Annotated in this window: 9 protein-coding genes; 6 read left to right on the forward strand and 3 right to left on the reverse strand. The window is 73.6% G+C overall.

All coding sequences use genetic code 11. The features are described from left to right. Positions 1-45: 45 nt before the first annotated feature. On the forward strand, positions 46-1,968 hold the full coding sequence (locus tag ACZ7BZ_RS07925; protein WP_470357617.1) for an AMP-dependent synthetase/ligase: 1,923 nt from the start codon (positions 46-48) through the stop codon (positions 1,966-1,968). Between the two features lie 56 nt (positions 1,969-2,024). After that, positions 2,025-3,254, forward strand: a complete 1,230-nt coding sequence (gene hemW / locus ACZ7BZ_RS07930; protein WP_470357618.1) for a radical SAM family heme chaperone HemW — start codon at positions 2,025-2,027, stop codon at positions 3,252-3,254. Between the two features lie 54 nt (positions 3,255-3,308). On the opposite strand, the gene ACZ7BZ_RS07935 is transcribed toward hemW, so the two are convergent. The 3 genes from ACZ7BZ_RS07935 to htpX are packed head-to-tail and all read right to left on the reverse strand — an operon-like array spanning position 3,309 to position 5,698. Then, a complete protein-coding gene (locus tag ACZ7BZ_RS07935; RefSeq protein ID WP_470357619.1) occupies positions 3,309-4,142 on the reverse strand; it encodes a DUF3097 domain-containing protein in 834 nt (277 codons plus the stop codon). 24 nt (positions 4,143-4,166) lie between these two features. Beyond that, on the reverse strand, positions 4,167-4,751 hold the full coding sequence (gene pspAB / locus ACZ7BZ_RS07940) for a PspA-associated protein PspAB (RefSeq protein ID WP_380455484.1): 585 nt from the start codon (positions 4,749-4,751) through the stop codon (positions 4,167-4,169). A 26-nt stretch (positions 4,752-4,777) separates the two neighbouring features. Then, entirely contained in the window at positions 4,778-5,698 is a 921-nt protein-coding gene (gene htpX / locus ACZ7BZ_RS07945; RefSeq protein ID WP_470357620.1) for a zinc metalloprotease HtpX, read from the reverse strand. A 266-nt stretch (positions 5,699-5,964) separates the two neighbouring features. On the opposite strand from htpX, the gene hrcA reads away from it, so the two are divergent. From hrcA to ACZ7BZ_RS07965, 4 genes are all read left to right on the forward strand, one after another. Then, a complete protein-coding gene (gene hrcA, locus ACZ7BZ_RS07950) occupies positions 5,965-6,999 on the forward strand; it encodes a heat-inducible transcriptional repressor HrcA (protein ID WP_465741903.1) in 1,035 nt (344 codons plus the stop codon). A 75-nt stretch (positions 7,000-7,074) separates the two neighbouring features. After that, positions 7,075-8,214 (forward strand): molecular chaperone DnaJ, encoded by a 1,140-nt coding sequence (dnaJ, locus tag ACZ7BZ_RS07955; protein WP_380455478.1) that lies wholly within the window; start codon positions 7,075-7,077, stop codon positions 8,212-8,214. Between the two features lie 78 nt (positions 8,215-8,292). Then, positions 8,293-9,042 (forward strand): 16S rRNA (uracil(1498)-N(3))-methyltransferase, encoded by a 750-nt coding sequence (locus ACZ7BZ_RS07960; RefSeq protein ID WP_470357621.1) that lies wholly within the window; start codon positions 8,293-8,295, stop codon positions 9,040-9,042. Between the two features lie 82 nt (positions 9,043-9,124). Next, on the forward strand, positions 9,125-12,361 hold the full coding sequence (locus ACZ7BZ_RS07965) for a S41 family peptidase (protein ID WP_470357622.1): 3,237 nt from the start codon (positions 9,125-9,127) through the stop codon (positions 12,359-12,361). Positions 12,362-12,464: the final 103 nt, after the last annotated feature.

Here is a 12,464-nt window from a genome sequence, read left to right on the forward strand (position 1 = left end):
GCCGCGACAATCCCTCAGACGGCCACCCGCCCCCGGAGGTCCTCGTTGAGTTCCGCGCAGTCCCTGATCGACTCCGGCAGTGCCGACATCGTCGCCGGGCGTCCCGCCTCCGTCGCCCACCTGTTCCTGGAGCGGGTCGCCCTGACTCCGAACGCCGAGGCCTACCGCTATCCGGCCTCGGTCGACGAGCACGCCGCGGACGGCGCCCCGGGCGCCGAGCAGTGGCGCTCGCTGACCTGGGCGCAGACCGCGGACCGGGTCAAGGCGGTGGCCGCCGGCCTGATGGCGCTCGGCATCCAGCCCGAGGATCGGGTCGCGCTGGCCTCCTCCACCCGGGTCGAGTGGATCCTCACCGACCTTGGCGCGATGTGCGCGGGCGCCGCGATCACCACCGTCTACCCGAGCACCAACGGCGACGAGACGGCCTTCATCCTCTCCGACTCCGGCTCCCGGGCCCTGTTCGCCGAGAACGCCGCCCAGCTGGCCAAGGCCGTCGAGCACATCGACCAGCTGCCCGAGCTGCGCACCGTGATCCTCTTCGACGCCCCCGCCGAGGCGCCCGAGACGGCCGGGCTGGAGCTGATCACCCTCGCCGAGCTGGAACGGCGCGGCACCGAGTACCTGGAGCAGCACCCGGACGCGGTCGAGAAGGCGGTGGCCGCGCTCGACAGGGAGCAGCTGGCCACTCTCATCTACACCTCCGGCACCACCGGCCGTCCCAAGGGCGTGCGCCTGGTGCACGACTGCTGGGCGTACGAGGGCCGGGCCCAGGAGGCCAGCGGCCTGCTCGGCCCCGACGACGTCCAGTTCATGTGGCTGCCGCTGTCGCACGTCTTCGGCAAGACGCTGATCTCCGGCCAGATCGCCACCGGCCACGTGATGGCGGTGGACGGCCGGGTCGACCGGATCATCCACAACCTGCCGGTCATCCGGCCGACCACGATGGCCTCGGCGCCGCGCATCTTCGAGAAGGTCTACAACGGCATCGCCGGCCGGGCCCGGGCCGAGGGCGGCGCCAAGTACAAGATCTTCCTGTGGGCCGCCAAGGTCGCCCGCGAGCACGCCCGGACGGTCCAGGAGAGCCGGATCGCCACCGGCGTCGAGAGCGCCCCGCTGGGCCTGCGGCTGCAGCACGCCCTGGCCGACAAGCTGGTGTACGCGAAGATCCGGGCGGCCTTCGGCGGCCGGCTGCGCGGCGCGGTCTCCGGCAGCGCCGCGCTCGCCCCCGAGATCGGCTACTTCTTCCTCGGTGCCGGGGTGCCGATCCTGGAGGGCTACGGGCTGAGCGAGACCAGTGCCGGCTCCTGCGTCAACCGCAAGGAGGACGTGCGGATCGGCACGGTCGGCCGCCCGCTGCCCGGCACCGAGGTGCGGATCGCCGAGGACGGCGAGATCCTGCTGCGCGGCCCCGGTGTCATGCGCGGCTACCACAACCTGCCGGAGAAGACCGCCGAGGTGCTGGAGCCGGACGGCTGGTTCCACACCGAGGACATCGGCGAGCTCAGCCCCGACGGCTTCCTGCGGATCACCGACCGCAAGAAGGACCTGTTCAAGACCTCCGGCGGCAAGTACGTGGCGCCCAGCGAGGTCGAGGGCAAGTTCAAGGCGGTCTGCCCGTTCGTCAGCAACATCCTGGTGATCGGCAACGGCCGCAACTACTGCACCGCGCTGATCGGCCTGGACGAGGCGGTGCTGATGCCGTGGGCCGCCGAGCGCGGCCTGGCCGGCAAGAGCTACGCCGAGCTGGCCGCCGACCCGGCCGTGCACCAGCTGATCGAGGGCTTCGTCAAGCGGGTCAACGCCGACCTCCAGCGCTGGCAGACGATCAAGAAGTTCCACCTGCTGCCGCGCGACCTCGACATCGAGCACGGCGAGCTCACCCCGAGCCTGAAGATCAAGCGCCCGGTGGTCGAGCGGACCTACGCGGACGCGGTGACCGCCATGTACGCGGGCGCCAACGAGGCCTGAGCCCCCGCTCCCGTACGGCTCACGTGGTCGGGTGAGTCGTACGGGACAATGGGGTCATGCCCTCCGCACTCCCCGACGGCGATCCGGTGCCGTCCGACGGTTCCCTGCCCGCGCACGCCCTCACCGGGCTGGGCGACCGGCCGTTCGGCTTCTACCTGCACGTGCCGTACTGCGCCAGCCGCTGCGGCTACTGCGACTTCAACACCTACACCGCCACCGAGCTGCGCTCCTCCGGGGCGGTCGCCTCGCAGGAGACCTACGCGGACAACGTGGTCGCCGAGATCCGGCTGGCCCGCCGCATCCTGGGCTCCGCGGACCTCCCGGTGCGGACGGTGTTCCTCGGCGGCGGCACTCCCACCCTGCTGCCGGCCCGCGACCTGGTGAGGATGCTCGCCGCCCTGCGCGAGGAGTTCGGGCTCGCCCCGGACGCCGAGGTCACCACCGAGGCCAACCCGGAGTCCGTCGACCCGGCCTACCTCGCCGAACTGCGCGAGGGCGGCTACAACCGGATCTCCTTCGGCATGCAGAGCGCCCGCCCGCACGTCCTCCGGCTGCTCGACCGCCACCACACCCCCGGCCGCCCCGAGGCCTGCGTGGCCGAGGCCCGCGAAGCCGGCTTCGAGCACGTCAACCTCGACCTGATCTACGGCACCCCCGGCGAGTCCGACGACGACTGGCGGGCCTCCCTGGACGCCGCGATCGGTGCCGGGCCCGACCACGTCTCCGCCTACTCGCTGATCGTCGAGGACGGCACCAAGCTGGCCGCCCGGGTGAAGCGCGGCGAACTGCCGATGATCGACGACGACGTGCACGCCGACCGCTACCTGATCGCCGAGCAGGCGCTCAGCGCGGCCGGCTACTCCTGGTACGAGGTCTCCAACTGGGCCACCACCCCCGAGGGCCGCTGCCGCCACAACGAGCTCTACTGGACCGGAGCCGACTGGTGGGGCGCCGGACCCGGCGCCCACAGCCACGTCGGCGGCGTCCGCTGGTGGAACGCCAAGCACCCCGCCGCCTACGCCCAGGCCCTCGCCGAGGACCGCACCCCGGCCCTGGGCCGCGAGGTCCTGACCGAGGAGGACCGCCGGGTCGAGCGCATCCTGCTGGAACTGCGCCTCGCCGAGGGCATCCCGCTGGACCTCCTCACCGCCACCGGCCTGAAGGCCGCCGACCGCCACCTCGCCGACGGCCTCCTCGCCGAGGAGCCCTACCGGCAGGGCCGCGCCGCCCTCACCCTCCAGGGGAGGCTGCTGGCGGACGCGGTCGTGCGTGACCTGGTGGACTGATCGAGGGCCTGTCGTGTTCGCGCGACCATCTCAAGTGCGCGAGCACCGAGGGTCCTACTCCTGGCCCGGCAGGGCGGTGAAGTCGATCAACTCCTCGACCCTGGCCAGGAGTTCGGGCTCCAGGTCCTTGTAGGAGTTCACTTTCGAGAGGATCCGCTTCCAGGCGGCCGGGGTGTCCACCGGCCAGCCGAGGCGGCGGCAGGTGCCCTCCTTCCAGTCCTCGCCGCGCGGGACGGCGGGCCAGGCGGGGATACCGACGCTGGACGGCTTCACGGCCTGCCAGATGTCGATGTAGGGGTGGCCGACGACCAGCACGTTCGCGCCGGTGACCTGGGCGGCGATGCGGTGTTCCTTGGTGCCCGGGAGCAGGTGGTCGACCAGGACGCCGAGGCGGCGGCCGGGGCCGGGGGCGAAGTCGGCGACGATCGCGGGGAGGTCGTCGATGCCCTGGAGGTACTCGACGACGACACCCTCGATGCGCAGGTCGTCGCCCCAGACCCGCTCCACCAGTTCGGCGTCGTGCCGGCCCTCGACGTAGATCCGGGACTCGCGGGCGACCCGGGCCCGGGCGCCGGGGACGGCGAGGGAGCCGGAGGCGGTGCGGGCGGGGGTGCGGGGGGCGGCCGGGGCGCCCGGGCGGACCAGGGTGACCACCCGGCCCTCCAGCAGGAAGCCGCGCGGCACCATCGGGAAGACCCGGTGCTTGCCGAAGCGGTCCTCCAGGGTGACGGTGAACCCCTCGGCGGTCTTCTCGCAGCGCACCACCGCCCCGCAGTATCCGGTGGCCGCCTCCTCGACCACCAGGTCCCGCTCGGCGGGCACCTCGGGCGCCGGCTGCTGCTTCTTCCACGGCGGGGTGAGGTCGGGTCCGTACTGGTGGCTGCGCATACCGGCGAGTCTACGGACGGTCCGTCAGAGGCCCGGTGCGCCCCAGACCGGGAACCAGCGGCTGAGGTCCTTCTCCAGCCGCAGGTCGTTCCCCAGCATCGCGTTGACCTGGAGCTCCAGCGGGCTGTTGCGCCGCTCGCCGCCGCCGGGCATCGGGGCGAAGGGGTAGAAGGTGCCGCGCTTGTAGAGGTAGACCAGGGCCAGCGACTGCCCCTCCGCGTTGCGGAAGCCGACCAGCGAGCAGAGCAGCTGCGGCCCGAAGCCGTTCGCCTCCAGCTCGCTGTTGACCGCGTGCAGGTCGTTCACCAGTTCCGGCAGCTCCTCGGAGGTGTGCCGGGTGAGCAGCCAGGAGTATCCGTAGCCGTCCTTGGAGGCCTCCACCGGGACGCCGCCGCGCTCGGTGTCGGCGTCCAGCAGGGCCCGGACCTGCTGCTCCACCTGGACGAAGGCCGCGCCCTCGACGGCCGCGAAGCAGACCGAGCCGAGCCCGGTGGGGAGGAACCCGGCCCCGGCCTCCAGGGTCAGCGCGGCGGACGGCACGCCGAACAGCTGGTCCAGGTCGGGCTTGACGGGCTTGGTGCGGCCGAACAGGGCGTCCAGGAATCCCACGGCGGTCCTTCCGGGTCGGAACGGGGTCAGCGGCCGAGCTGCTCGGAGATCTTCGCCAGCTGGGCCAGTCGCTTCTCCAGTGTCGGGTGGGTGGAGAACAGCTGGGAGGCGGTCTCCCTGGCGCTCAGCGCGGGGGCGAAGTAGAAGGCGTTGTAGGGCTGCGACTTGCGCAGGTCCTCGGTCGGGATGGCCGCGATCTGCCCGGTGACCTTGGTGAGGGCCGAGGCCAGGGCGCTGGGCCGGCCGGTGAGCTGGGCGGCGGCCCGGTCGGCGGCCAGTTCGCGGTAGCGGGAGAGCAGCCGGGTGAGCAGGAAGCTGATCGCGTAGACGACGATCGACACCAGCGGGATGATCAGCGCCGCGATGGCCGCGTTCTGGTCGTTGCTGTTGCGGTTGCCGCCCATGAACCCGCCGTACATGGCGATCCGGGTCATCGCGCCGGCGAGCACGCCGAGGAAGCCGGCGATGGTCATCACCGCGACGTCCCGGTGGGCGACGTGCGAGAGCTCGTGGGCGAGCACGCCCTCCAGCTCCTCGGGTTCGAGTCGGCGCAGCAGGCCGGTGGTGACGCACACCACGGCGTTCTGCGGGTTGCGGCCGGTGGCGAAGGCGTTCGGCATGTCGTTGTCGGCGACCGCCACGCGGGGCTTGGGCATGTCGGCCAGGGCGCAGAGCCGGTCGATGGTGCCGTGCAGCTGGGGGTACTGCTCCTCGGTCACCTGGTGGGCGCCCATGGCCCGCTCGGTGATCTTGTCGCTGAACCAGAACTGGGCCACGAACAGCCCGCCGGAGATCAGCACGATCAGCGGCCAGGCCCCGCGCAGCAGCGCGATCAGCAGGCCCGTGAAACCGACGTACAGCAGCCCGATCACGAACATCGTCGCGACCATGCGGCCGGTCAGGCCGCGGTCGGGCGCGAAACGGGTGTGCTGGCCCGAGCTCGACATTGCTTGCTCCTCCGTTCGCCGTCGCTTTCGATGCTGCCACCCGGACGGCCCCGGGGCACCACCCGCGCACGCGGAGTGTCGTGCGGCCGTCCGGAACTGCGGGCAGGATCACCCCGGCCGGGCCGTTCCTGCGGTAGGACCCGGGCCGTACACTGGCAGGTACGGTTTTGGCACTCGAGTGTGCAGAGTGCCAGGGTCGGGGCCCTCCTCGGAGCGGCTCGCAGCATCACAGACCGACAACGTGCGAAGACGGAGGTGCGTGCCCCATGGCCGGTGAGGTCCGCCAGCTGGACGACCGCAAGCTCGCCGTGTTGCGCGCGATCGTCCAGGACTACGTCGGGACGGAGGAGCCGGTCGGCTCCAAGGCCCTGGTGGAACGGCACAACCTCGGGGTGTCCCCGGCCACGGTGCGCAACGACATGGCGGCGCTGGAGGAGGAGGGGTACATCCACCAGCCGCACACCAGCGCCGGGCGGATCCCCACCGACAAGGGCTACCGGCTGTTCGTCGACAAGCTCGCCGAGATCAAGCCGATGAGCTCCCCGGAGCGCCGGGCGATCCGGCACTTCCTGGACGGCGCCGTCGACCTGGACGACGTGGTCACCCGCACGGTGCGGCTGCTCGCGCAGCTGACCCGGCAGGTCGCGGTGGTGCAGTACCCCTCGCTCACCCGCTCCACCGTCCGGCACATCGAACTGGTGGCGCTGGCCCCGGCCAAGGTGATGCTGGTGCTGATCACCAACACCGGCCGGGTCGAGCAGCGGATGGTCGACTGCCCGGGCACGGTCGGCGAGACGGTCCTGGCCGACCTGCGCGCGCGGATCAACGCGCGGGCGGCCGGCCAGCGGCTGCCGGACGTCCCGGGGCTGCTGGAGGAACTCCCGGCGGCCTTCGAACAGGTCGACCGGCCGACCGTCAGCACCGTCCTGGCAACGCTGTTCGAAGCGCTCGCCGAACAGAACGAGGAGCGGATCATGCTGGCCGGCACGGCCAACCTGACCCGCTTCGGACACGATTTCCCGCTCACCATCCAGCCGGTGCTGGAGGCACTGGAGGAGCAGGTCGTCCTGCTCCGCCTCCTGGGTGAGACCACGGACGCCGCGATGACGGTCCGGATCGGGCGGGAGAACGCGTACGAAGGGCTGAATTCCACCTCGGTCGTCTCGGTCGGCTACGGTTCGGGCGACGAGAGCGTGGCCAAACTGGGTGTGATCGGTCCGACCCGGATGGACTACCCGGGCACAATGGGGGCGGTGCGAGCGGTGGCACGGTACGTGGGTCAGATCCTGGCCGAGTCGTAGCAAGCAGCCGCCGTCGGAAAACCCGGCGGCGGTGTCCCAGTCGCACTTCTACAGGCGGAACAAGCGGAGCATTTGGTGGCCACGGACTACTACGCGGTACTCGGCGTCCGACGGGATGCGGGGCAGGACGAGATCAAGAAGGCGTTCCGGCGCCTCGCACGCGAACTGCACCCGGACGTCAACCCGGACCCGAAGACGCAGGAGCGGTTCAAGGAGATCAACGCCGCCTACGAGGTGCTCTCCGACCCGCAGAAGCGCCAGGTCTACGACCTCGGCGGCGACCCGCTGTCGCCCGGCGGCGGTGGCGCGGGCGGTTTCGGCGCCGGCGCGGCGGGCTTCGGCTTCTCCGACATCATGGACGCCTTCTTCGGCGCCGCGGCCGGCCAGCGCGGCCCGCGCTCGCGCACCCGCCGCGGCCAGGACGCCATGATCCGGCTGGAGATCACCCTGGAGGAGGCCGCCTTCGGCACCACCAAGGAACTCCAGGTCGACACCGCCGTCACCTGCACCACCTGCAGCGGCGAGGGCGCGGCCCCCGGCACCTCCGCGCAGACCTGCGACATGTGCCGCGGCAAGGGCGAGGTCTCCCAGGTGACCCGTTCCTTCCTGGGGCAGGTCATGACCTCCCGCCCGTGCCCGCAGTGCCAGGGCTTCGGCACCGTCGTGCCGACCCCGTGCCCCGAGTGCGCCGGCGACGGCCGGGTGCGGGCCCGCCGCACCCTGACGGTCAAGATCCCGGCCGGTGTGGACAACGGCACCCGGATCCAGCTGGCCGGCGAGGGCGAGGTCGGCCCCGGCGGCGGCCCGGCCGGCGACCTGTACGTCGAGATCGCCGAGACCACCCACGCGGTCTTCCAGCGGCGCGGGGACGACCTGCACTGCACCGTCACCATCCCGATGACGGCCGCCGCGCTCGGCACCCAGGTGCCGCTGCAGACCCTGGACGGGCTGGAGGAGGTCGACATCCGGCCCGGCACCCAGTCCGGCCAGTCGATCCCGCTGCACGGGCGGGGCATCACCCACCTGCGCGGCGGCGGCCGGGGCGACCTGATAGTGCACGTCGAGGTGCAGACGCCCGGCAAGCTCGACGCCGAGCAGGAGGAGCTGCTGCGCCGGCTCGCCGTGCTGCGCGGCGAGGAGCGGCCGTCCGGCCAGTTCGCGCCGGGCCAGCAGGGCCTGTTCTCGCGCCTGAAGGACGCCTTCAACGGCCGGTAGTCGTCAGCGGAGGGGTGCCGGGGGCTGGTCCCCGGCACCCCTTCCGCGTGTTCCGTTCCAACCCCGGAGGTTCCCGTCATGACCGCGCCCGTCTTCGTCGTCGAGACCGAGCGGATCGCCGCCGCCGTGCCCGGAGCCGTGGTGCGGCTCGACGGCGCGGAGGGGCGGCACGCGGCGGCGGTGAAGCGGCTGGCGGCCGGCGAGGCGGTGACCCTGGCGGACGGGCTGGGGCTCGGCGTGGACGGCACGGTCGCCCAGGTGCTCGGCAAGGACGCGATCGAGGTCACGGTGGCCGCGGTGCGGCGGGAGCCGGAGCCGGCGCCGCGCATCGTCGTCGTCCAGGCGCTGCCCAAGGGCGACCGCGGCGAACTGGCCGTGGAGACCATGACCGAGGTCGGCGTGGACGTGGTGGTCCCCTGGGCCGCCTCGCGCTGCATCACCCAGTGGAAGGGCGAGCGCGGCGCCAAGGCGCTCGCCAAGTGGCGGGCCACCGCCCGGGAGGCGGGCAAGCAGTCCCGCCGGCTGCGCTTCCCCGAGGTGCGCGAGGCGATGACCACCCGGCAGCTGGCGCCGCTGCTGGCCGGGGCCGCCCTGGCCGCCGTGCTGCACGAGGAGGGCGCCGAGCCGCTGGCGCAGGCCGCGCTGCCGGCCGGCGGGGACATCGTGCTGGTGGTCGGCCCGGAGGGCGGGGTCTCCCCGGAGGAGCTGGCCGCCTTCGCCGAGGCGGGGGCCAGGCCGTACCGGCTGGGCCCGTCGGTGCTGCGCACCTCGACCGCCGGGGTGGCCGCCGGGGCGCTGCTGCTGGGGCGCACCGGCCGCTGGGCCTGACCCCACCCGCAACTCCCGTGCGCCCGGCGGGAGTCTGCGGAAAACGGAGCGGCCCGTACCCGCGTCTGCCTACGCTGACCGGGTGACGGACTCCCTGAGCACCTCCGCCGGCGCCTATCTGCGCCACCCCCATCTGCACGGTGACCTGGCCGCCTTCGTCGCCGAGGACGACCTGTGGCTCGCCCCGCTGGACGGCGGCCGGGCCTGGCGGCTGACGGCCGATCACCTGCCGGTGCACCATCCGCGGTTCTCCCCGGACGGGCGGCACATCGCCTTCACCTCCACCCGGGACGGCGCCCCCGAGGTGCACGTGGTTCCGGTGGACGGCGGGCCGTCCCGGCGGCTGACGTACTGGGGCGACGCCGAGACCAGGGTGCAGGGCTGGACGGCAGACGGGCGCCCGATCGCCACCACCGGCGCGGGTGAGCCCGGGGTGCGGCGCTGCTGCGCGCACGCGGTGCCGCTGGACGGCGGCGAGCCGGCCCGGCTGCCCTACGGGCCGGTCGGCGGGCTGGCCTTCGAGCCGGACGGCGACCAGGTTCTGCTGGTGACCGTCAACAACCGCGAGCCGGCCTGGTGGAAGCGCTACCGGGGCGGCCGGGCGGGCAAGTTGTGGATCGGGCAGGACCGATTCACCCGGATCCACGAGGAGCTGGACGGGCAGCTCGACTCCCCGCTGTGGGTGGGCGGGCGGATCGCCTTCCTGTCCGACCACGAGGGCGTCGGCGAGCTGTGGTCCAGCCGCCCGGACGGCTCGGACCTGCGCCGCCACAGCACCGACCCGGACGGCTTCTACGCCCGCAACGCCACCACCGACGGCACCCGGGTGGTCTTCCACCGGGCCGGCGACCTCTGGCTGCTGGACGACCTGGACACCGCCGTCCCGCGCCGCCTGGACGTCCGGCCGGCCGGGTCGCGGGCCGGCCGCCGCCCCCACCCGGTGCCCGCCGCGTACTGGCTGGACTCCGTCGCCCCGGACCGCACCGGCCGGGCCAGCGCCGTGGTGGTGCGCGGCAGCGTGCACTGGCTGACCCACCGGGAGGGCCCGGCCCGGGTGCTGGACGAGACCCCGGGGGTGCGGGCCCGGCTGGTCCGGGTGGTGCCGGGCGAGGACGGCGCCCAGGGCGTGCTCTGGGTGTCCGACGCCGAGGGCGAGGACGCCCTGGAGTACGCCCCCGCCGTCCACGACCCCGAGCGGCGCCGGCTGGCCGCCGGGCGGCTGGGCCGGGTCAACTCGCTGGTGGTCTCCCCGGACGGCAAGCAGGCCGCGCTGGGCGTGCACGACGGCCGGGTGCTGCTGGTCGGGCTGGCCGACGGCGCCGTGCACGAGCTGGACCGCAGCACCGACGGCGAGGTCAGCGGGCTGGCGGTCAGCCCGGACTCGGCCTGGCTGGCGTGGTCCCGCCCGGTGCACCGGATGGGCCCGTACTCGCTGCGCCAGATCGTGCTGGCGAACCTGGCCACCCGCACCGTCAGCGAGGTCACCTCGCAGCGCTTCCTGGACACCTCGCCGGCCTTCACCGCGGACGGCCGCTACCTGGCCTTCCTGTCGGTGCGCAGCTTCGACCCGGTGTACGACGCGCACGCCTTCGGCCTGTCCTTCCCGAACGGCTGCCGCCCCTACCTGGTGACGCTCGCCGCCGAGACGCCGTCCCCGTTCGGCCCGCAGCGGGCCGGGCGCCCGCTCGGCGGGGAGGAGGACGATCCGAAGGCCCGGAAGGCGGACGGTGAGGAGGCGGCGGAGGGGGCCGCGCCGGCCACCAGGGTGGACCTGGACGGCATCGCCGACCGGATCGTCCCCTTCCCGGTCGAGGGCGGCCGGTTCCACGCGCTGCGCGCCGCCAAGGACGGGGTGCTGTGGACCAGGGCGCCGCTGCTCGGCGAACTCGGCGACGAGGCGGCCTCCCTGGACGACGAGCGGCCCCGGCCGGTGCTGGAGCGCTTCGACCTGGGGAAGCGCCGGGTGGAGCAACTGGTTCACGGGCTCGACGGGTTCGTGGTCAGCGGGGACGGCGCCCGGGTGGCCGTGCTGGACGAGGGCGCCCTGCGGATCGTCCCGTCCGACCGCAAGGCCTCCGGCGAGGACGACGAGACCGCCGTCGACCTCGCCCGGCTGCGGGTGACCGTCGACCCGGCCGCCGAGTGGCGGCAGATGTACGCCGAGAACGGCCGGCTGATGCGGGACAACTTCTGGCGCCCCGACCTCGGCGGCCTCGACTGGGCGGGGATCCTGGACCGCTACCGACCGCTGGTCGAGCGGGTCGGCTCGCACGACGAACTGGTCGACCTGCTCTGGGAGGTGCACGGCGAACTCGGCACCTCGCACGCCTACGTCGTCCCGTACGGGCGTTACACCGAGCCGGCCCGGCGCCAGGGCCTGCTCGGCGCCGACCTGGTCCGGGACGGCGAGCAGTGGCGGATCGGCCGGATCCTGCCCGGCGAGTCCTCCGACCCCCGGGCCCGCTCGCCGCTGGCCGCGCCCGGCGCCGCGATCCGCCCGGGGGACGCCCTGCTCGCCGTCAACGGCCGCCCGGTGGACCCGGTCACCGGCCCGGCCCCGCTGCTGGCCGGCACCGCCGGGCAGCCGGTGGAGCTGACCGTGGCCGGCAAGGACGGCACCGACCGGCGCCACCCCGTGGTCGTCCCGCTCGCCGACGAGACGGCGCTGCGCTACCACGACTGGGTGGCCGGTCGACGGGCCGAGGTGAGGGAGCTGTCCGGCGGGCGGCTCGGCTACCTGCACATCCCCGACATGCAGACGGCCGGCTGGGCCCAGCTGCACCGCGACCTGAGCACCGAGATGGCCAAGGAGGGCCTGATCGTGGACGTCCGGGAGAACCGCGGCGGCCACACCTCGCAGCTGGTGATAGAGAAGCTGGCCCGGCGGATCATCGGCTGGTACGCGATCCGGGACACCGACAGCCGGGTGCCCTACCCGATGGACGCCCCGCGCGGGCCGGTGGTCGCGCTCGCCAACGAGCTGTCCGGCTCGGACGGCGACATCGTCAACGCCGCCATCCAGGCGCTCGGGATCGGCCCGGTGGTCGGCACCCGCACCTGGGGCGGGGTGATCGGCATCGACAGCAGGTACCAGCTGGTCGACGGCACCCTGGTCACCCAGCCCAAGTACGCGATGTGGCTGGAGAACTACGGCTGGGGCCTGGAGAACAGGGGCGTCGACCCGGACGTCGAGGTGCCGTTCGCCCCGCACCACTGGGCGGCCGGCGAGGACCCCCAGCTGGCCGAGGGCGTGCGGATCGCGCTCGACGGCCTGGCCGCCACCCCGGCCCGCACCGCGCCTCCGCTGCCCTGGGCGTAGCCGGGGGCGGCGGCGGGAGGCGGGGGCCGGCCTCCCGCCGCCGCGGGCGTGGGTAGGATGCGGGGCTGTTCTTGATCGCGATCGCGATCCGATCGACAGCTCA

The organism is Kitasatospora sp. NPDC036934 (genome assembly GCF_055608425.1).